This is a genomic window from Bradyrhizobium sp. TM102 (genome assembly GCF_009176685.1).
In the GTDB taxonomy this organism is placed as follows: Bacteria; Pseudomonadota; Alphaproteobacteria; order Rhizobiales; family Xanthobacteraceae; genus Bradyrhizobium; species Bradyrhizobium ottawaense.
The window spans coordinates 6,756,526-6,777,267 of the sequence record NZ_AP021855.1 but is presented as its reverse complement, the minus strand read 5'-3'; the positions used below and the strand labels follow the sequence as shown (position 1 = coordinate 6,777,267).

Below are 20,742 nucleotides of genomic sequence, written 5' to 3'. Positions count from 1 at the left end.
TGACGTCCCACGTGCAGCGAGGGGACTTCTGGGGAGTACGAGTCGATGAAGTCACGAGATACCCTCATCCGCCTGAAGAAGTTTCAGGTCGACGAGAAGCGCCGCCGGGTCACCCAGATCGAGACCATGATCGCCGACTTCCAGCGGATGTCGACCGATCTCGAGCGCGAGATCACGACCGAGCAGGAGCGAGCCGGGATCAACGATCCCTCGCACTTCGCCTATCCGACCTATGCCAAGGCCGCCATTCAGCGCCGCGAGAACCTGACCCGCTCGGCGGACGAGCTCAAGGGCCAGCTCGACGAAGCCAAGGCCGCGCTGGCCGAGGCCTTCGAGGAGCTCAAGAAGGTCGAGCTCCTGGACGAGCGCGACCAGGCCCGCGAGCGCGCCGAGGAAAATGCGCGCGAGCAGGCCGATCTCGACAGCATCGGCCTGATGCGCGCCCGCATCGGCGCCGTCGCCTGAGCCGCTAGCCGCCAGACCATCCTGGAATTATTGCCAAACCCGGACCCGCAAGGTCCGGGTTTTCGCATGTGCTATCCACAGTGTGGCGCCGCACCCCTTGGTGGACGGCTTGGCCGCGCGCTATGGTAGCGAAGTGCCGGGGCCTGCGCGGAACGCGATGGCCCGCGTGTCGGGGGGCTGAATGCTGACGCCAGCAGAGCTGGTCGGGTTGATCGAGGCGGTGGCGAAGGGCGATCAGACGGCGTTCGAGCGCCTCTACGCCGCCACGCGCGCGAAACTTTATGGCGTCGTGCTCCGTATCTTGCGCCGACAGGATCTCGCAGAGGAGGTCATTCAGGAGACCTACGTCAAGATCTGGAACGGTGCCGGCGGGTTCAATCCGGCGCTGTCGTCGCCGATCACGTGGATGGCCTCGATTGCGCGCAACCGTGCGATCGACATCGTGCGCAAGAAGTCTGAGGTCTCGATCGAGGAAGAGCCTCAGGCGATGGAGGTCGCGGCCGACAGCCCCGATCCGCTGGCGCGCCGGGAGATGACCGAAGAGTTGAAGCGGCTGCTGGAATGCGTCGGCCGGCTCGAGCCGGACCGTCAGCGGCTCGTGCTTCTCGCCTATTACAACGGCTGGAGCCGCGAGCAATTGGCGGAGAAATTCGCCGCTCCCGTCAACACGGTGAAGACGTGGCTCCGGCGCAGCATGTTGGATATCCGGGAGTGCCTCGGACTATGAGGGTTTATACTGTGAGGGTGGTTCTGGACTGCATGTGATGGCCTACTCGGAGGACCATATCGCGCTCGCCGCGGAATATGCGCTCGGCACCCTCGATGCCGATGAGCGCGCGCAGGTCGAGACCATGATGGCGGTGGACCCGGCGTTCGCCGACATCGTGCAGGCCTGGGCCTATCGGCTCGGCGCCCTCAACCAGATGGTCGGCTCGGTCGAGCCGCGTCCGATCGTGTGGGAGAACATCAGGTCCGAGATCGCGCGCACGGCGCTTGCGCAGCAGCCGCCCGGTCTGGCCGAAATCGTACCGCCGCCAATCCCGCCCGTCGAGGCCGCGCCGCCGGAAGCGCCGCTGGAGCAGGGACCGCAACCGGAGCCGCAGCCTCCCGAAGCAGAGCAGCCCGAGCCGATGCGCTCCGGATCCGATGTGATACCCGACATCGCGCCGGTGTTCATGCCGCAGGTCCATGCGCCCGATCCTGAGGTCGTCCGGACGCCGCAGGTGCCCATCGCCGACGACACCAACGTGATCCGTCTCGAGGGCCGCGTGAAGCGCTGGCGCTCGATCGCATCCGCGGTCGGTGCGCTCGCGGCTGCGCTGCTGGTGACGCTATCGCTTCAGATCTTCCTGCCCGACGCGCTGCCGGGGGCTTTACGTCCGGCGCCGCGCATCCAGACGGTGGAAGTGAAGACACCGGCCGCACCGCTCGCCGCCGCGGCGCAATATGTCGCGCTGCTGCAGGGCCAGGGCGGTGGCCCCGCCTTCATCCTCACCATCGACGGCGCGACGCGGAATTTCACGGTGCGCAAGGTCGGCGCGACGCCGGAGCCCGGCAAGAGCTTCGAGCTCTGGCTGATCTCCGACAAGCTGCCGCGCCCGCGCTCGCTCGGCGTGATCGGCGCGGGCGAATTCACCGCGCGTCCGCTGCTCGCCTCCTATGATGCCGACGTCGTCAACGGCGCGACCTACGCGGTCACCGTCGAGCAGGCCGGCGGCTCGCCCGACGGCCGGCCGACCTCGGCCCCGGTGTTTTCCGGCAAGCTGATCGAGACCGTGCCGCCGTCCCAGCCGCAGGCGCCCGCGAAGAAATAGGTGCCGTTCATGCGGGCTACGACCCTGTCGTCAGGGTCCGCTTCGCCGTCGCATCCCGACAAGTCTCCCTGAATCCGCCCCCGATTTGAACCTCGCCGCAATTTGCGGCGTCAAATCCCCGGAATTTGCAGTCGGCGCCGCCGATCGTGACGCCGGAGAGGGGCTAGAAATCAGATGGATGCAGCGAAAACGTCCGGCATCTTCGTTCACCAATACACGGGACTGCCGCACGGCCCTGCGTTCGAACATTGGCGCGAGCGGGCTTTCGGGGCCTGCGGCCTCGATATCGGGCCGAGTCATGGCGACAGCATCGATTGCCGGCTCCAGATCAGCGTGGTCGACAACATCGCGCTCGCCATTCCGGAAGGCGCCTCCGCGCAATATTCCCGCACCCAGAGCCACCTTGCCGACGGCAGCGACGACCTCGTGCTGATCGCCGCACATGCCGGCCTCGTGTGTGTCGGGCAGAACGGCCACACCGTGGAGCTTGCGCCCGCGCAGATGGTGCTCGTCGACATGAGCATCACCGGCACCGTCGGTCACACCGATGAAAACCGCTTCACCACCATCCGCATGCCGCGCCGCGCGTTGCTTGACATCAGTCCGCGTGCCGAGGACAAGCTGTCGCAAGTGCTCAGCGACGGTGCCGTCGCAGAGACCATCTTCCGCTACCACGCGCTCGCTGCCAATCACGCGCCGCATCTCGACGCGGTGGGCCAGCGCCTGACCGCGCAGCATATGGTCGATCTCGTCGGCCTCCTGCTCGGCACCGATGCCGAGCATGCCAGCCTTGCGCGCGGCCGCGGCCATGCGGCGGCGCGCCTCGACCTCATGCGCGCCGATGTGATGGCCGCGCTCGGCCGCAACGATCTCTGCCTGTCCGAGGTCGCGACGCGCTCGGGCCTCAGCCCGCGCCAGGCGCAACGCCTGTTCGAGCAGGCCGGCACGACCTTCACCGAATTCGTGCTGGAGCAGCGCCTGCTGCAGGCACGCAAGCTGCTCGGCGATCCCCGCGCCAGGACGCGCAAGATCAGCGACATCGCACATTCCTCGGGCTTTTCCGATTTGTCCTATTTCAACCGTGCATTCCGCAAGCGCTTTGGCGCGACACCGTCGGAATTGCGCGAGGCGTGAGGCGCACCGGTTTCGTTCTGCGGATCACGGTTGGCCCGTTGGCGGCGATGAGCTATATCTACCTGTGCGGGTAGACCGCTCGATCGCTTGTTGTTCGCTCGTCGTTCCATTGGGAAAGTGCAGTCAACGGACATGGCGCGTATCGTCGTGCTCGGCGCCGGATTTGCAGGCCTGTGGGCGGCCATCGGTGCCGCGCGCAAGCGCGACGAGATCGGTGCTGTCAGCGACATCGAGATCTGCGTGATCGATCGCAATCCCTATCACAACATCCGGGTGCGCAATTACGAGGTCGATCTCCGCGAGGTCGCGATACCGTTGCCGAAGCTGCTCGATCCCGTCGGTGTCCGTCACGAGATCGGCGAGGTCGAAGCCATCGATCCGGTCTGGCGCGAGATTTCGCTGGTCACGAGCAGCGGCGAGCGGACGCTGGCCTATGACCGCCTGGTGCTGGCGCTCGGCAGCGAGGTGATGCGTCCCGACATACCAGGCCTTGCCGAGCACGCCTTCGATGTCGATACCTATGTTGCGGCGCTCCGCCTCGAGGACCATCTCGCCTCGCTCGGCCGCAGCGCGCCCGCGCCGGGGCGGTCGACCGTCGTGGTGGTCGGTGCCGGCTTTACCGGCATCGAGGTCGCAGCCGAGATGCCCGACAGGCTGGCGCGGGCAGGCATCGCCGGCAGCCGCCGCATCATCCTGGTCGATCCCAATCCCGCGGTCGGCGCCACCATCGGCGCGCTGGCGCGTCCCATCATCGAGACGGCGTTGGCCGCGCTCGACGTCGAGACGCGTCTCGGCGTGCGCGTCGTCTCGGTCGAGGCCGCCGGCATTCGCTTGAGCTCCGGCGAGTTCATTCCGGCGCAGACGGTGATCTGGTGTGCCGGGATGCGTGCGAGCCCTCTGGCGGCGCGCTTTCCGGACGCCCGCGACCGGCTCGGGCGCCTGCTGGTCGATCCCTTCATGCGGGTTGCCGATGTCGGTGGCGTGTTCGCGGCCGGCGACGTCGCCTCCAGCGTGGTCGACGGGCTGCATCCGACCGTGATGTCCTGCCAGTTCGCGCGTCCCATGGGTCGTTTCGCCGGCCACAACGTGGTCGCCGATCTCGCCGGCCTGCCGATGTTGCCGCTGCGGATCGACTGGTACGTGACCGTGCTCGATCTCGGCGGCTGGGGCGCGCTCTATACCGAGGGCTGGGATCGCGAGGTCAAGGCGACCGGTCAGGCTGCGAAGGCGACCAAGAACATCATCAACCGCAAGCGCATCTATCCGCCGCTGACCGGCAGCAAGGATGAGCTGTTCGCCGCCGCTGCGCCGACGGTGCAGGCACCGCCGCCGACTTACGGGGCTCCGCGTCGTTGAGCTGGCTCGTGCGTATCTGCCCCTCCGCTCACGACCAGATAATCCTAAAAACGGAGGAACGTCGCTCCCTGGCGAATGTTGGCTTGACGGAGACAAAATCTTCGTGAGCAGCGGACAGTCGCCGTCGCAGCAGGAGCGGCGTAACGCCCGCCTGGTCGCGCGATCTAGTCCATCCCCTCATCGCGAAAGAAACATATGAACAGACCAAAGCCGACCCATTTCCGCAATTCGCTGGATTTAAGAGATAAAGTGCAGGTCAGGATCCTGCGCAGGCGGCTCAAGCTATCGGATGAGCAATTTACCAACGTCGTTCGCAAGTCTGGCAGTTCAATCTCGGCCATCACCAAGGAGGCCTCTAGTTTGAAGTAGCGGACCGCCGGCCGCCGTTGCCAACGCGATCGTCCCCGCAGCCATTTCGAGTCAATGCAGTCGAGGCAGGCCCTGAACATGAAAATACAGGTTGGCTTCGAGATGACCTACGAATTCCAGCAAGTCACACCATTGATTGCTGTCGTCGGTATGCATTTCACCCGGGCATCCGACATCATCGTGCCGGATTATCTCATCACCGAGCCTCCCGTGCCGATCTCGCCCTACCGCGACGGCTTTGGAAACTGGTGCAATCGATTTGTCGCGCCCGCCGGCCGCATGCGTCTTTCCGCCAACGGCACAGTGCGCGATAGCGGGCTGCCTGATGTCATTGTGCCTTCCGCCACGCAATGCGCGGTGCAGGATCTGCCACCTGATACCATCGTCTATCTGCTTGGCAGCCGCTACTGCGAAACCGATCGGCTTTCTGACATCGCATGGAAGCTGTTCGAGAACGTGGCGCCGGGTTGGTCACGGGTCCAGGCGATCTGCGATTTCGTGCACAATCACATCGCATTCGGCTACCAGCATGCGCGGGCCACCATGACGGCTTGGGACGTATTCAACGAGGGCAAGGGCGTCTGTCGCGACTATGCGCATCTTGCCATTGCATTCTGCCGTTGCTTGAACATTCCAGCGCGCTATTGCACCGGCTATCTCGGCGACATCGGCATCCCGCCGCCCCACGCCCCCGGAGACTTTGCAGGCTGGTTCGAAGCCTATCTTGGCGGTCGCTGGTACACATTCGATGCACGCAACAACACTCCGCGAATTGGGCGCGTCCTGATTGCACAAGGCCGCGATGCGGCGGATGTTCCGATTGCCCAGACTTTCGGACCCAACACGCTCGTCAGCTTCAAGGTGTGGACTGATGAACTTGTGTAGAGCGCTCGCCTTGGGCGATTGGGTGCCAGGCGGCTGAGATTGATCTCGCTAACTGATTAGAAGACTGCTACACAGTTCGCATCACCGTGCGCTACGTGGCCGTTATCGGTGACTGAGAGCTTCGCGCTCCCGCCTCAACCCAAGAGAAGGCGGTCAGATGTCAGATTTCGACAAATTCGACATTCGTGAGTGGTTGGTGCCGGTCTTTCTCGTGCTGCTGATTGCGGTGACGGCCATTTTGTAGCGGCAAGTCGGTTCAATCACCATGCGTCAGAACTGCAAACCGCGGCGTTGAGCCAGTTCAAGCTAACGGGAGCCCAAAATGGCAAACACGGCGATCATCAGGGATGCCTACGGGGTTCCGGCAATCTTCGTTGGTTCGAAGACTGGCCGGGACGATGCGCCCTTTGTTTTCGTGAGGGTCGGAGGTGAGGAGCGCCGGATGCGTTGGTCCGAATGGGATGCTCTTCCGGCCTGGACCGGCGAGCGTCCCACCTGGGCGAGTAAAACCAAATAGCTATGGAGTGTTCAGCATGAGGATGGTTCGAACAGGCACATGGACCGCGGCGCTCTTGCTGGCATTCGCACTGGGCACATTCACGCCAACAGCTTTTGCCGCCGAGCCGAACTGCCGTGCGATCGAAAGTACCAGCGCGCGCCTTTCCTGTTACGATGCGGCATTTCCTCCAAGAACCAGGAAGCCCGATGAAGCCGGCATCGACCCATCGTCAGGTTACAAAGATCCATTTCGTGCGGAAGAAGCCCGAACCGCCGCGAAGCTCAAGAATATTTGCCGCGGTTGCTGAGTCTCGCTTCCGAACATGCGCGCCAATTGAGAGAGCCTGTGAGATGACGAACGATGATGCCAAAGGTTGTCGAGTGGTGCGCCAACGAAAGCGTGCTCTTCATCTGGCTGGCACGGTATTGGATGGGAGGGCAGACCGCACAAGGCGCCAGTGGATGCGGATAGTTGCTGCCAGGAACCGAACAAAGCGCTCGCTATCCGGCAGATAAAGGCGCACTGTCCCACGACCATCGAGCGGCCCATAGCATCTATCGGTGGTGTGAACGCAAGTTGCGCTCCCGCTCAACCCCGCAGCGGAGCGTCATACATGCCGGCTCAACGGTCCCCACGACAATCCTTGACATTCGAATACCGCCTTGCGCAAGAGGCGATCAATCTCCGCCTACAGGCCAACGGGATGCCCGCTGGCGTCCGCCGCGCGGAGCTTCTGCGAAAAGCCCGCCAGATCGATGTTGCTGGGGAGCTCAACAAGTGGCTGACCTCGCCGGGCCTACTGCCGCCATCTTGAATTCAGGTCTCGTTCTCCTTCATCGGGATTTTGCTCTCACCCTCCCGGGGGCTGGTAAGCCGCCGCCTGCGCTTCATTTAAGCGGTCGGCGTTTTTCTCGAGATGGAAAGCCATTGGGCGCGACGTCTAGCGGCTGATCGTGATTTCCATGTAGCTTTCCAGGAACGCCGCTGGAAGAGCGGCTTTAAGCTTTATACCTGACTTGCGGTGCGGTTCGCCGACATCAGCCTTGATTGCAATCCTGGAAATTTGACACGGAGGCTACTGACCGAGACCAATTCGGTGGATGGGCCCAGCTTACAAGCCCTTGTGTTGCCCGACGGGCAAAACACCCAATCCATCGGTCAATCGGCGCCTTAAAAATATTCCACTTTACCGAATTTCGGAAAGGGCGTATGTGTCGTCGCAACCCGGCCCAAGGAAGAGGGGCGTATCGCGATCGTCACGAACGCGGGCCGGGCGGCGGTGGACGCTGATTGCATCGGCGCGAAGAGCTTTCGCAGGGCGGAGAGCCGTGAGCGAAAGCATCGCGCACACGACCGGTGAGATCGGCGTACGGCAAAATCGTGTGGTCCTGGCGCCCGGGGTCTGTGCGCCAAGTCTTGTGGTGATGTGTGCGGTCCAACCGGGCCCACGCATCAGCCATCCGCAAGGCGACGGGGGCAATAGTGCAACGCTCCCCGGGGAGATCACGACATAAGCCGTAAAGCCACTGCGCAGGGAAGGCCGGGATGTCCTGGCTACACCTGTATGCCGCTGTGCAGCTTCTTGTTACGCAGGATTCGCACAGTGGACCGCGGGTGCCAGCCGGCGCCCGGTCTTCCCTGCGCCCTCTCCATTCAAGAGGGTGAAGAGATCAAGCAAAGCTCGGGCGAGATCAGCCGCGAGGATGCGAAGGCGTGTCTCGGAAGCGTAGGATGGGTAGAGCACTTGCGAAACCCATCATGTTTCAACACAGGGGAAGTGTTGATGGGTTTCGCTGCGCTCTACCCATCCTACGAGCTGCGTCCAAATTCCGCTCTCATGCCCCGGACGCAGCGCAGCGCTTCTTCAGCGATGCGCTGCAGAGCCGGGGCCCACGTGGCAGCAAATGCTGTGGCTTCCTGGGTCCCGGCTCTGCGCAGCAGCGTAAGATCGCTGCAGCGCGTCCGGGACACGAGAGTGGTGGGCGCTGGTACTTCACACTCCGTCACGGCGTTCGCACAACAGAGCAGGCGGTATCGTGACGCGGCAAGCTGCAACATCCTTCATGACGCCGGCGTGGCGAAATCCACACGCCTCGCGCGCCGACAACTCCGTCATCAAATTATTGCTTGATGTGCCCAGGTTGTTTCGTCTAGCGTCACCCGCAGGGGTTGGGAATGGCATTCTGTCCATAGCAGCCCGTAGGATGGGTTGAGCCCTTGCGAAACCCATCATCCTCTGCCGCTGAAACGATGGGTATCGCTTCGCTCCCCATCCTACGGCCGCTCTCAACTTCGGCCTTTCTCGCAAGGAGAACAGGCCGATGCCGGGCACCGGGAAGAAGACGCGTGGAGAGAAGCGGATGACGAAGACCGGAGCCGCGAAGCGGATCGAAGAGCCGACGCCAGGCGCAGCGGGGCAGGCGAGCGCCGGCCTTGGCGGAGCGTCCGGCAGCGCTCCGCACGCGAACGGCGCCCAGGCCGCGAACGAATCCGGGGCTTCCACCGCCGCCGCGCAAGCGGTCCCGCCGCCCAAGACCGTGTCGCAGGTGCTCGGCGAGATCACCTGGCTGATGACGCAGTCGCCGCGCCACAAGGCGATCCCGCTCGGCGATCTCGAATGGCTGGTGATGCCGGCGATCCTGCTGCAGCAGTTCCGCATCTTCTACAAGGGCGAGCAGCCGGTTGGCGTCGCATTCTGGGCGCTGGCGGATGAGACCGTTGCGAAGCGGATCGATGCGGGGGATGTGCGGTTGACGCCGACGGAATGGAAGAGCGGGGCGAACAGGAAGATCATCGATGTGGTTGCTCCGTTTGGGGGCGAAAGCGAGATGCGCGATCAAATAGAGCCCGGTAAGTGGTAAATTCGATGCCGCCTGTGTTCCGCGTTTATGCGTATCGATTGGCTAATGCAGCTTGGTGTGGTCGGCTGCTGTCTGTTGCCGCGAGCTGCCTAGAGCCTACCATTAGGGCGCTTCCGGCTGCATTGTTTTTCCTCAGCTCGCTTAGCTGTCTGAACTTTCCTCTATCTGCCGAGCCGAGTAGCGGTAACGGACTTATATCATCGTCAAAATACCTTTGGTCTATCCCGGAGGTCACGGTACTGGAGGTTGCTCCAGCGACGAACGGCACCGCGGTCCTCCTTCTTCAAGATCGTGAGAAGCGCCTGGCATTGTCGATCGGCGCGAGCGAGCTTAGCACTGGTACCCGCGTTCCAATTCTGAGTGCGAAGATGCTTGCTGCCTCCGCCATCCATTTGGCAGTGGCAGCGGACGGCTCGCTCTGGGTCGGGGGAACGCAGAACATCCGACGTTCGATCGGTGGTGCTCCTTTGTCTGATGGCTACATCGCAAAGCTCGACCCGGCCGGGCACGTGATTCGGGAAATTGAGGTTGCGCGCAATCGTGATAACACAATTGCTGATATAGCGGTTTTGCCCAGCGGTGACGCGGTGATCGTCGGGAGAGAAGACGACGCAAGCTGGCTCGCGCGAATATCTGGAGATGGAGAGATCGTTTGGGAGAAGACGTTCGGCGCGGGCAAAATCGCCTCGGTTACTGTATTGAATGATTTGATTGCGGTAGTGGCTTTCGAAGCTGTCGATGGCCATCCTGTCGGCGCTGCTGTGCGAGTCGCTTTATGGCGGTTTGAGACTGAAGGTCGACTTCTTGATCGTCAACTTGTCCGTGAAGAGCCGGCTCAAAATCCAAGCTCCGCTTGGCTAATGAAAGTTGTTTCCGGACGGGGCGACCTTTACGCAGCGACTGCGTGGACTGAGCCATGGTCGAAGCCTCCTTCGGCAAAGCCATTGAGCGTTGCGCGCATCACTCCGAAGGGCCAGATTATTTGGCAGAAAGACGTTCCCGATACTGTTGTGCCAGGTCGCCTAGGACCCATGCCGTGCCCTCGTACCGTTGTTGCTCCTCTAGACGGTGGTCTGATCACCTTCTGTGTCGCTGCGGAAGGTACAAACCTTTTTTATCTAGAGCGGGCAACGGCCCAAATCACCCGTGATCTTCTCCCCAATACGGTAGAGCGAGTGTGCGACGGATCGAATGGGCGTGCCTCGTTCATGCTCCCGCATTCCGATTCGAGCATTTTGATATTCGGGACCGGCGGGAGTTGCAGTTGGCTTCAAAAGGTCCAGCTCAGGAAAAAGTGAACAAGTCTTGCTGAGCCCGTAGGATGGGTTGAGCCCTTGCGAAACCCATCACTTTCTTCTCGGCCAATTCATGATGACAAATTATCGTCGCAACTTCGTCCCGGGAGGCAGCTTCTTCTTTACCGTCAATCTGGCGGAGCGCAGGCTTTCCCTGCTGACGGACCATGTCGAGATCTTGCGCGCGGCCTTCCGCGAAACACGCCGACGTCATCCCTTCACGATCGACGCCGTCGTTGTGCTGCCCGATCATCTCCATGCGGTATGGTCGTTACCCGAAGGCGATTCCGATTTCGCAACACGCTGGCGACTGGTCAAGTCGGCATTTTCTCGCGGCGTCGAGCGCGGTGAACGAATATCATCGAGCCGCGCCGCGAGGGGCGAACGCGGAATCTGGCAGCGCCGCTATTGGGAGCATGCCATACGCGATGAAGGCGATTTCGTGCGCCATGTCGACTACGTCCACATCAATCCGGTCAAGCATGGGCTGGTCCCGCGCGTATGCGACTGGGCATGGTCCTCGTTTCATCGCCATGTGAGGCTTGGCAATTATCCGGTCGACTGGGCCGGCGATCGTTCGGAGGATGCACACGAATACGGTGAAAGAGGAGAGGGCAGATGATGGGTATCGCTGCGCTCAACCCATCCTACGCGGGCCGGGAATGACGGAGTGAGGCGGGTGCTGAAATCGCGTTGCAGCGCGTCCGGAACACGAGAGGAGACAGTCGTGTGTTTGATGAATTTGGCGAGCGCGCCTGCAATCACACCCCCAGACATGAGAAAGCGCCCGTGGGGGGCGGGCGCTTTCTGTAGTCGACTTGGGGTTGGGGTCGTCTACATATCCACGTGGCGACTTTGGGGGGCTGGTAAAGAGCCGCGTGAATTCAAAAAACTCGTCAGATCTCCTTAGCGAACGAGGGATGCATTCGCGCTGGTGATAACAACCGGCTTGTCGGCCTTGATGACGCGGGCGGTCTGGGTCAGACCTTCGTCCGAACCCGTGCGTGCCGTGATGCCGAGGCCCGCCACCGCGATCCCTGCGACGAGGGCAACGACCACGACTTTCAAATGGGTCGCGCGATCTGCGCTGTAGATCGAGTGGTTCATGGAAGCCTCCTGCCGCCATCTACCCGAAGTAGTCGCCGGCCGTTTCAGGCAGGTTCATGCTTCCGGTGCCCAACAACCTAGTATTGGGGGGATTCGTTCCCAAGAGGCCATCACAAGAGCGTGACAAGACGTGAAAGATCGCGATCAAAAGCGACCCTTGATCGTGCATTTTTGCAATTATTTCAAAGCTGTAATGTGCCTGTCAGGCGCCTTGTCGAGGTTTGGTCCACAAGGCGCCAGGAACTCAGAAACCATTTGCCTGTGGCCGAAAAACACACGGCTTCTTAAGGCAAATCAGATGCTTCCGACAGTTTTCAATCTCGCCCTGGGGTGGATCTCGGCCTGCGACAGCACCGTCGTCTGGGCCCGGAACCGCTCCACCAGGGAGCGGACGAAGGGACGAATTGCCGCAGAGGTGACCAGCACCGGCGCCTCGCCTTCGCGGGCGGCGCGCTCGAACGCCTCGCGCACGCCGGTCATGAACTCCGACAATTTCGAGGGCTGCATCGCAAGGCTGCGCTCTTCGCCCTGGCCGATGATGGATTCGGCAAAGGCCTGCTCCCACCGCGCCGACAGCGCGATCAGCGGCAGATAGCCGGCATAGGAGGTGTTCTGCGCGCAGATCTGCCGCGCCAGGCGGGCCCGGACGTGCTCGACCATGGTGGCGGGATTGCGCGAGAAGGCGAGCGAGTCGGCGATGCCTTCGAGGATGGTGGAGAGATCGCGGATCGAGATGCGCTCGGCGAGCAGCAGCTGCAGCACGCGCTGGATGCCGGAGACCGTGACCTGTCCCGGCACGATGTCCTTGACCAGCTCGCCCTGCTCCTTCGGCAGCTCCTTGAGCAGTTTCTGCACCTCGCCGTAGGAGAGCAGGTCCGACATGTTGGCCTTGAGCAGCTCGGTGAGATGGGTCGAGAGCACGGTCGCGGCGTCGACGACGGTGTAGCCCTTGAGCGAGGCCTCCTCCTTGAGACTGGCATCGACCCAGGTCGCGGGCAGGCCGAAGGTCGGCTCGGTGGTGTGGATGCCGGGCACCTGCACCTGGCTGCCGCCGGGGTCCATCACCATGAACTGGTTCGGCCAGATCTTGCCGGTGCCGGCGTCGACCTCCTTGATCTTGATGATGTAGGTGTTGGCCTCGAGCTGGACGTTGTCGAGGATGCGCACCGCCGGCATCACAAAACCCATCTCGATCGCGAGCGAACGGCGCAGCGCCTTGATCTGCTCGGTGAGGCGGTCGGTGCCGTCGGGGCCGTTGACGAGCGGCAGCAGCGCATAGCCGAGCTCGATCTTGAGGTCGTCGATCTTGAGCGCCGCCGAGATCGGCTCTTCGGCCGCAGCCGTGCCCGCCGCACCGGGCGTTCCCGGAGCGGGTGCGGCCATGGCGGCTTCCTCGGCCTTGGCCGTCACCCGATTGCGGTTGCGGGCGTGCCAGGCGAGCGCACCGGCGCCGGTGCCGAGCGCCAGGAAGGGGAGGGTCGGGATGCCCGGCAGGGCCGCCAGCACCAGCATGACCGCCGAGGACATCGCGAGCGCCTGCGGATAGCCGGAGAACTGCTTCATCAGAGCCTTGTCGGCGGCGCCGGAGACGCCGGCCTTGGAGACGAGCAGGCCGGCCGCGGTCGAGACGATCAGCGCCGGCACCTGGGTGACGAGGCCGTCACCGACGGTCAGCAGCGTGTAGCTGCGCCCCGCATCGGCAAAGGACATGCCCTGCTGCGCCACGCCGATGATCATGCCGCCGACGACGTTGATGAAGACGATCAACAGGCCGGCGATGGCATCGCCGCGGACGAATTTGGAGGCACCGTCCATGGCGCCGAAGAAGCCGCTCTCGTCTTCCAGCTCCTTGCGGCGGTGCTTGGCGACCTTTTCGTCGATCAGGCCGGCGCCGAGGTCGGCGTCGATCGCCATCTGCTTGCCGGGCATGGCGTCGAGGTGGAAGCGGGCGGCGACCTCGGCGATACGGCCCGAACCCTTGGTGATGACGACGAAATTGACGATGATCAGGATGGCGAAGACGATGATGCCGATGACGAAATTGCCGCCCATCACGAAGCTGCCGAAGGCCTCGATGACGTGACCGGCGGCCGCCGTGCCCTCGTGACCGTGCGACAGGATCAGCCGGGTCGAGGCCATGTTGAGCGACAGGCGCAGCATGGTCGAGATCAGCAGGATGGTCGGGAAGGCCGAGAATTCCAGCGGTGTCTGGATGAACAGCGAGGTCATCAGGATCAGGATCGACAGCGTGATCGAGATCGCCAGGAACAGGTCCAGCACGATCGCGGGCAGCGGCAGGATCAGCACCACCAGGATGGTGAGGATGCCGAGCGCCAGCGCGATGTCGCCGCGCTTGAGGACGTTGACGATCTCGTTGAGGGAGGGAATCGAGGGCCTTGCGCTGCCTACGCCCTGTCCCGCGGTGACGTCGACCATGGTAGCTGCCTCCCCGCGCGACTGCCGTCCGCGCGCCCCAAATGTCTGCGCGGCGGCCGAAGGGCCGCCGTTCCGAAAGTGAGGCACCGCACTGGCGTCCACGGGAGCTCCCGTTTTACGCGGCTGACGACACTCGACTTCACCCGGCAATTCTTGCCGGGTGTATGGTTAGCAAAGGGTTAACGCGGGGTGGGAAGAGGGGCGGACCGGGGTGTTTCGGGAGCAAAGTTCGTCATTCCGGGTTCGCGCCGCGCGCGCCCCGGAATGACCGGGCGACCCCTACTTCGCCTTGTCGATCTTGGTCACCGTATACCCCGACGCCGCCTCCTCGGCCTCGAAGGTGACCTTGTCGCCGACCTTCACCTGCTTGAGCATCGCCGCGTCCTTGACGCGGTAGACCATGGTCATGGGGTCCTCCATGCCGAGGCTCTTGGCCGGCCCATGCTTGAGCGTGATCTTGCCGGCGCCCTCGTCGATCTTTTTGACCTCGCCGTTGATCGCGGCGGCCCCCGCCGCGAGGGCGGCAGTGGTAAGGCCGACAGCCAGCGTCAGCGCTGCGGCAATGCGGATGATGCGGTTCATGGGAGGCTCCTTTGTCGCTACTTCACGGTGACGTGGCCGACCATGCCGTAGTCGCGATGGTCGGGAATGAGGCACGAAAATTCGAACGTGCCGGCCTTGCTGAACTTCCAGAGGATCTCGGCCGTCTTGTTCGGTGCGAGCCTGACACCGTTGGGATCGTCGTGCTCCATGTGCGGATGCTTCTTCATCTCCACCGCATGCGCGAGATTCTCCTTGGGCGTGGCGAGCAGGAATTCATGGTCCTCCTTGCCGACATTGCGCAGCACGAAACGGACCTGTTCGCCGCGCTTGACGTCGATTTTGGCCGGCGCGTAGTCCATCTCGTTGAGCAGGATCTCGATGGTGCGCGCGGGCTTGTTGGGATCGCCGGGTTCGCCGGCCGAAAAACTCGCGTGCCCGTGCTTGTCGTGCGCAAGGACCGGCGCGGTCGACAGCGCCGCCAGCGCGAGGCCGAGCTTGATCGTCTTCTTCATCGTCATCTCCAGTTGGTGGTTCATCGAAACGCTCACATCTTCATCTTGTGCGTCGGCTTGCCCGGCTGCCGCACTGGTGCCGCATCGGGCGCCTCGACCTCGTAGGCGACGGTGCCTTGCGGGAATTTGTACGGGCCGGGATCGCGATAATCGTCGCGTGCGAGGTCCTCGCGGATCTTCATCACCGTGAACATGCCGCCCATCTCGATCGGCCCGAACTGGCCGGTGCCCGTCATCATCGGCAGCGTGTTGTCGGGCGCGGGCATCTCCATGTTGCCCATCGCCATGCCGGTCGAGCCCATCGCCATGCTGTCAGGCGCGAGCTTGCCGACCGCCTTGGCGAGGTCCTTGCGCGACACGCCGATCAAATTGCGCACCGCGTGCCCCATCGCATTCATGGTGTGATGCGACTTGTGGCAGTGGAATGCCCAGTCGCCGGGATTGTCGGCGAGCACGTCGAACACGCGCACCGCGCCGACCGGCACGTCGGTCGTCGTCTCCGGATATTGCGCGCTCTCCGGAATCCAGCCGCCATCGGTGCAGGTCACGGCAAAGCTGTGGCCGTGCAGATGGATCGGATGGTTGGTCATGCTGAGATTGCCGATCCGCACGCGCACCTTGTCGCCGAGCCTGACCGGCAGCGGATCGATGCCGGGAAACACCCGCGCATTCCAGGTCCACATGTTGAAGTCGGTCATCTCGTTGACCTGCGGCAGATAGGTGCCGGGATCGACGCGATAGGTGCTCATCACGAAGACGAAGTCGCGGTCGACGGGCCGGAAGTTCGGATCGCGCGGATGCACGACGACCATGCCCATCATGCCCATCGCCATCTGCACCATCTCGTCGGAATGCGGGTGGTACATGAAGGTCCCGCTCTTCCTCATCTCGAACTCGTAGACGAAGGTCTTGCCCGGCTGGATGTGCGGCTGGGTCAGCCCGCCGACGCCGTCCATGCCGCTCGGAATGATCATGCCGTGCCAGTGCACGGTGGTGTATTCGGGCAGGCGGTTGGTGACGAAGATGCGGACCTTGTCGCCCTCGACCGCCTCGATCGTCGGGCCCGGCGACTGGCCGTTGTAGCCCCACAGATTCACCTTCATGCCCTCGGCGAATTCGCGCACCACGGGCTCGGCGACGAGATGGAATTCCTTCCAGTCGCCGTTCATGCGAAACGGCAGCGACCAGCCGTTCAGCGTGACGACGGGGCGATAGTCGGGCCCGCTGACGGGATGCAGTGGCGGCTGCATCACCACCTTGTCCATGTGCGCAGCTTCCGGGATAGATGCCGCCTGCACGCGGCCCTGGACCGCGGATGCGCCGACGAGCGCGGCGGTGCCCAAAAACCCTCTGCGGGAAAACATGCCGGCCTCCATCTCAGTGGCCGCCGTCGGCAGGCGTTGCCGCGGCGATGGTGGTTGAAGTGTCGCCGCCCGCAGCAGGCGCGCCGCCGCCGTTGACGGCGGTTTGCAGATCGGACTGGGCGAGGAAGAATCGTTGCCGGGCGTCAATCGCGCCGCGCAGCGAGGCCAGACGCTGTCGTGCCTCGGTGAGCAGCGCAAAGATATCGACCTGCATGCTGGAGAAGCGGAGCTGCATCTCCTCGGTGATGATCTTACGCAACGGGATGATCTCGCGCTGGTAGTGGCTGGCGACGTCGTAAGCCGAGCGATAGATACGATAAGCATCGCGTGCCTCCGAGCGCACGTTGACGGCGCGCTCGGTCAGGCGGTTGAAGGCGAGATTGTAAGTCTCGGCCGCCTGCCGCACGCGGACTTCGCCGCCGTCGAAGATCGGGATCTGGAACTGCACGTCGAATCCGCGTTCGCGGAAGGGCGCGCCTTCGGGATCCCGAGTGCGGCGGGAGATGCCGGCGAGATCGAGCAGCGTCACGAAGCGCGTCGCCTCGGTGAGGTTCAGCGACTTCGCCAGCGCCGTCAGCTCCAGCCGGGCGATCTGCAAATCGATGCGATGGGCCACCGCATCGGCCTCGATCAAGGGCAGTGCCTGCGGCCGGCGCGGCAGCGGTGGCAATTGGTTGGGCAAACGGAAGTCGAGGCCGCCGTCCCACAATCCCATCAGCCGCGCGAGCTTTTCGCGCGCACTCGCCGCAGCCTGGCGCGCGCTGGCGAGGTCGGCGGTGGTCTCGGCGTAAAACACCTGCTCGCGGGCCTGGTCGAGCTTGTTGAGCGAGCCGGTCTCGCCGAGCTTGACCGCGAGCTGCGCTGTCGATTCCGCCGTCGCCTTCGCATCCGTCAGCAGCGCCACCATCTCGTTGCCGGCGACAGCACGCACGTAGGTGCCGCGGACGTCGGCGGCGAGCCGCAACGTCGCCAGCGCCGCGCGCAACTGCGCCTGGCGGAACCGGTCGCGGGCAATGTCGGAGCGGAACGGCAGGGTGGCGAGCGCTAGGATGTCGCCGACCACCTGGCGCTCGATCTCGCTGGCGCCGTTGCCTGAGATCCGCGAGATCGAGAACACGGGATTGGACGGCAGGCTCTGCTCGACCAGATCGGTCTCGGCCAGCGCCAGCTCGTTATAGACGGCTTGCAATCCCTTGTTGTTGAGCAGTGCGACCTGAACGGCGGCGTCCACGCCGAGCGTCCGCGACAATAATTGGCGAACGCGCGCGTCGACCACGCCCGCTCCCTCGGGCGTGCGAACGAAGGCGACATCCTTGTTGATGGTCTGGCTCGTCAGCTCGGAGACCGCGCTCATGCCGCTGTCGGGCGAGAACGCGGCGCAGCCGGCAAGACCGGGTGCGCAAAGGCTGAGCGTGGCGAGAACGAGCAGGCCTCGCGCGAATTGATGTGTCATGGCGCGCTCCTACCGGTCTTGCTTCGGCTGCGGCGTCACGGCCTCGTTGCGGTCGCGCCATGGCGCCGGCGCTGCAGGCCGCAGGCTGGTGTAGGGCGCAATGGTCGACCCATAGCCGACAGGCGCGACCTTCGCCGAGGGATCAGCGGGATCGGCGCCGGCGACTTGCGTCGTTGCCGGCATGCAGCCGGACAGCGCCAGCGCAAGTGCGGCCAGCAACGGCCAATGGAATCGAAAGTGTCGTCCTCGCGCCGTAGATGCGGCGGCGGACGTCGCCACGGAAAGCGTCAGCATGCTTCATCCCTGATCTGAAAGACCACAGGTCCGCGCGCGCAAACGCGCGCTCGGCCCGAAATCGTCGTGTCAGATCAGGCGATGGGAGGGCGGTAGTGCAGGGGCGGCGCCGTGCTGTGCAGGCTGGCCACGATCTCGGGGGCACAGGCGGAGACGGGCTGAACCGGCTTGGCGAAGCCAGGCAGATCGGCCGGCAGCGCGCTGATGCACATCATCGCGCAGCACGGTCCGGCCGTGCCCTTGCCGCCATGATGATGCGAAGAAGCGGGCGCGTCCTGCGCGGCGGCCTGGTGATGCGCGTGTGCCGCCGCGTGATCGTGCGAGCTGCCGTCGTGCATGTGACCGCCCGGCATCTGCTGATGCACCGGTGCGAGATCGGCCAGCAAGGTCTCATCGAGACACGGCGCCGGGCCGCTGCCCCAGGCGAGGCTTGCCGCCGGCGCGAGCACGCAGAACAGATAGGCGAGGGCAATGAAGCGCCCCACCTTGATCCGCATCGATCGTGTCAATCGCAGCAACATTCCGCCGACATGCTTTCGCGCGGCGATTTGCTCACGCGGATTGCAAACTAATGGCAAATCGCGCGTTCGCCAAGCTGCTTCTTACCGCAGTGCACCGCGCATGCCCAATATCGCGCCACGATGCTTGACCCTGTGACGATCCGCGGGCCATGTTCCGCCCCGTGCACGCGCCAAATCACTCCGGACAAACGCCTGGAACATTCAGCCCTGATTCCCGTCAGGCCTGGATACGGCTTGTGCTTGCGCTGGTGATCGGCTCGATCGGTGGAGTCGGCATGTGGGCGATCGTGGTGATGCTTCCCGCGGTGCAGACCGAATTCTCCGCCACCCGCGGCGCGGTGTCGCTGGCCTTCACCCTCATGATGTTCGGCTTCGGGCTCGGCGGCGTGATCGCCGGCAAGATCACCGACCGGTTCGGCATCGTGCCGGCAATGGCGATCAGCATCGCCTTCCTCGGCGTTGCCAATGTGCTCGCGGGGCTGTCCGGACAACTCTGGCAGTTCGTGGCGGCCTATTTTCTGATTGGGCTCGGAACGTCGGCGACCTTCGCGCCACTGATGGCGGAGGCTTCGCACTGGTTCGAGCGCTATCGCGGCCTCGCCGTGACCATCGTCGCGAGCGGCAATTATTTCGCCGGAACGATGTGGCCCCCGATCGTGAACTGGGGCATGCAGGAGGTTGGCTGGCGCTACACTCATATCGGCATCGGGCTCGTCTGCGTCAGCCTGATGACGATCCTCGTGCTGGTCCTGCGCGCGCAGATAGGTCACGACAAGGTCCACGACCACGCCAATGCGCCGCCGCCGCGCGTCGATCTCAGGCTGTCGACCAACACGCTGACGGTGCTGCTCTCGATCGCCAGTATTTCCTGCTGTGTCGCCATGGCGATGCCGCAAGTGCATATCGTCGCCTATTGCGGCGATCTCGGCTACGGCGTGGCGCGCGGCGCCGAGATGCTGTCGCTGATGATGGCCTGCGGCATCGTCAGCCGGATCGGCTCGGGCTTCCTCGCCGACAAGATCGGCGGCATCCGCACGCTGCTGGTGGGATCGCTGGCGCAGGGCTTCGCGCTGGTGTTCTATCTGTTCTTCGACAGCCTCGCCTCGCTCTATCTCATCTCCGCGATGTTCGGCCTGTTCCAGGGCGGCATCGTGCCGAGCTACGCCATCATCGTGCGCGAGGCGATGCCGGCGAGCGAAGCCGCAACGCGCGTCGGCATCGTGATCTTCGCCTCGGTGTTCGGCATGTCCTTCGGCGGCTGGGTGTCGGGCATCATCTTCGATGCGACCGGTTCCTACGCCGCGGCGTTCGCGAACGGTGTGGCGTGGAACGCGCTCAATATCGGCATCGTCCTGACGCTGCTGATCCGCTCGCGGATGAAGTCGGCCAGGACCGGACCGGGCTTTGCAACCTAAGCCGCCTGTCCCGCCTTCAGCAGCGAGCAGCCGGTGATCTTGTAGCTGCCGTCCGCCTGCTGCTCGAGCGTGTACAGGGCTTCCCACGCCTCGCCATTGGCGTCGATGATGTGGACGCGCTGCGCAATCCAGCTGCCTTCGCTCTTGCTGTCTCCGAACTCGAAACTCTTGTGCCGGTAGACCGGCGCATAACCGCTTTGCACCATCGACATGAAGGCGCCAGGTGCGGGGAAGATCTCCTTGATCGCCGGCGCGGCGTGGGAATAGGCCGCGGCCGCATCGTCGCGCGCAAAAGCCTGCTCCTGGGCGCGGATGACGCCCTGTGCCGTCGCGACATCGTCGGCGCGTGCTGAGATAGGGTTGAAGGCAATAATGAGAGCGACCAGCAAGGCGGCAATGCGCATGACAGGCTCCGCGTT

General features: G+C 63.7%; 21 protein-coding genes. 12 read left to right on the top strand and 9 right to left on the bottom strand.

Going from position 1 to position 20,742, the window contains the following annotated elements:
• The first annotated feature begins 45 nt into the window (after nt 1-45).
• From fliJ to GDN70_RS31925, 11 genes are all read left to right on the top strand, one after another.
• Nucleotides 46-465, top strand: coding sequence for a flagellar export protein FliJ (gene fliJ, locus GDN70_RS31995; protein ID WP_008138882.1), 420 nt, complete (start codon nt 46-48; stop codon nt 463-465).
• Between the two features lie 181 nt (nt 466-646).
• Nucleotides 647-1,192: a sigma-70 family RNA polymerase sigma factor gene (locus tag GDN70_RS31990; protein ID WP_028142191.1), complete on the top strand. Its 546-nt coding sequence runs from the start codon at nt 647-649 to the stop codon at nt 1,190-1,192.
• A gap of 37 nt (nt 1,193-1,229) precedes the next feature.
• The gene (locus GDN70_RS31985) at nt 1,230-2,279 is read left to right on the top strand and encodes an anti-sigma factor domain-containing protein (protein ID WP_152103516.1); all 1,050 of its coding nucleotides are present in this window, start codon (nt 1,230-1,232) and stop codon (nt 2,277-2,279) included.
• 174 nt (nt 2,280-2,453) lie between these two features.
• Complete coding sequence (locus tag GDN70_RS31980) at nt 2,454-3,413, top strand: AraC family transcriptional regulator (RefSeq protein ID WP_152103515.1); 960 nt, start codon at nt 2,454-2,456, stop codon at nt 3,411-3,413.
• A 132-nt stretch (nt 3,414-3,545) separates the two neighbouring features.
• Nucleotides 3,546-4,769 carry an NAD(P)/FAD-dependent oxidoreductase gene (locus GDN70_RS31975; protein WP_028142194.1) on the top strand — a complete coding sequence of 408 codons (1,224 nt, stop codon included), beginning with the start codon at nt 3,546-3,548 and terminating at the stop codon, nt 4,767-4,769.
• Between the two features lie 195 nt (nt 4,770-4,964).
• Nucleotides 4,965-5,138, top strand: coding sequence for a DUF3606 domain-containing protein (locus tag GDN70_RS31970; RefSeq protein WP_081494336.1), 174 nt, complete (start codon nt 4,965-4,967; stop codon nt 5,136-5,138).
• 78 nt (nt 5,139-5,216) lie between these two features.
• Nucleotides 5,217-6,023: a transglutaminase family protein gene (locus GDN70_RS31965; RefSeq protein ID WP_028142196.1), complete on the top strand. Its 807-nt coding sequence runs from the start codon at nt 5,217-5,219 to the stop codon at nt 6,021-6,023.
• 533 nt (nt 6,024-6,556) lie between these two features.
• Nucleotides 6,557-6,829, top strand: coding sequence for a hypothetical protein (locus GDN70_RS31955; RefSeq protein WP_080670183.1), 273 nt, complete (start codon nt 6,557-6,559; stop codon nt 6,827-6,829).
• A 2,053-nt stretch (nt 6,830-8,882) separates the two neighbouring features.
• Nucleotides 8,883-9,383: a toxin-activating lysine-acyltransferase gene (locus tag GDN70_RS31935; protein ID WP_173015914.1), complete on the top strand. Its 501-nt coding sequence runs from the start codon at nt 8,883-8,885 to the stop codon at nt 9,381-9,383.
• Nucleotides 9,384-9,751: 368 nt separating this feature from the next.
• Nucleotides 9,752-10,681 carry a hypothetical protein gene (locus tag GDN70_RS31930; protein ID WP_131233109.1) on the top strand — a complete coding sequence of 310 codons (930 nt, stop codon included), beginning with the start codon at nt 9,752-9,754 and terminating at the stop codon, nt 10,679-10,681.
• 73 nt (nt 10,682-10,754) lie between these two features.
• Complete coding sequence (locus tag GDN70_RS31925) at nt 10,755-11,300, top strand: transposase (RefSeq protein WP_028142197.1); 546 nt, start codon at nt 10,755-10,757, stop codon at nt 11,298-11,300.
• 284 nt (nt 11,301-11,584) lie between these two features.
• Here GDN70_RS31925 and GDN70_RS31920 read toward each other — a convergent pair whose 3' ends face one another.
• The 8 genes from GDN70_RS31920 to GDN70_RS31885 all read right to left on the bottom strand — a co-directional run bounded on the left by GDN70_RS31920 (nt 11,585) and on the right by GDN70_RS31885 (nt 18,884).
• A complete protein-coding gene (locus tag GDN70_RS31920; protein WP_028142198.1) occupies nt 11,585-11,785 on the bottom strand; it encodes a hypothetical protein in 201 nt (66 codons plus the stop codon).
• A 294-nt stretch (nt 11,786-12,079) separates the two neighbouring features.
• Nucleotides 12,080-14,221: a flagellar biosynthesis protein FlhA gene (flhA, locus tag GDN70_RS31915; RefSeq protein ID WP_173015913.1), complete on the bottom strand. Its 2,142-nt coding sequence runs from the start codon at nt 14,219-14,221 to the stop codon at nt 12,080-12,082.
• A 279-nt stretch (nt 14,222-14,500) separates the two neighbouring features.
• Nucleotides 14,501-14,803: a copper-binding protein gene (locus GDN70_RS31910; RefSeq protein ID WP_152103514.1), complete on the bottom strand. Its 303-nt coding sequence runs from the start codon at nt 14,801-14,803 to the stop codon at nt 14,501-14,503.
• Between the two features lie 17 nt (nt 14,804-14,820).
• A complete protein-coding gene (locus GDN70_RS31905) occupies nt 14,821-15,276 on the bottom strand; it encodes a cupredoxin domain-containing protein (RefSeq protein ID WP_173015970.1) in 456 nt (151 codons plus the stop codon).
• 32 nt (nt 15,277-15,308) lie between these two features.
• Nucleotides 15,309-16,640 (bottom strand): copper oxidase, encoded by a 1,332-nt coding sequence (locus GDN70_RS31900; protein ID WP_028142202.1) that lies wholly within the window; start codon nt 16,638-16,640, stop codon nt 15,309-15,311.
• 13 nt (nt 16,641-16,653) lie between these two features.
• Entirely contained in the window at nt 16,654-18,093 is a 1,440-nt protein-coding gene (locus GDN70_RS31895; RefSeq protein ID WP_152103512.1) for a TolC family protein, read from the bottom strand.
• A gap of 9 nt (nt 18,094-18,102) precedes the next feature.
• The gene (locus tag GDN70_RS31890) at nt 18,103-18,387 is read right to left on the bottom strand and encodes a hypothetical protein (protein ID WP_028142204.1); all 285 of its coding nucleotides are present in this window, start codon (nt 18,385-18,387) and stop codon (nt 18,103-18,105) included.
• Between the two features lie 74 nt (nt 18,388-18,461).
• Nucleotides 18,462-18,884 (bottom strand): hypothetical protein, encoded by a 423-nt coding sequence (locus GDN70_RS31885; protein ID WP_244429174.1) that lies wholly within the window; start codon nt 18,882-18,884, stop codon nt 18,462-18,464.
• 173 nt (nt 18,885-19,057) lie between these two features.
• On the opposite strand from GDN70_RS31885, the gene GDN70_RS31880 reads away from it, so the two are divergent.
• On the top strand, nt 19,058-20,323 hold the full coding sequence (locus GDN70_RS31880) for an MFS transporter (RefSeq protein ID WP_097668792.1): 1,266 nt from the start codon (nt 19,058-19,060) through the stop codon (nt 20,321-20,323).
• Here the strand turns inward: GDN70_RS31880 and GDN70_RS31875 are convergent.
• On the bottom strand, nt 20,320-20,727 hold the full coding sequence (locus GDN70_RS31875) for a DUF4864 domain-containing protein (RefSeq protein WP_038972079.1): 408 nt from the start codon (nt 20,725-20,727) through the stop codon (nt 20,320-20,322). The two genes, GDN70_RS31880 and GDN70_RS31875, sit on opposite strands and share 4 nt — an antisense overlap.
• Nucleotides 20,728-20,742: the final 15 nt, after the last annotated feature.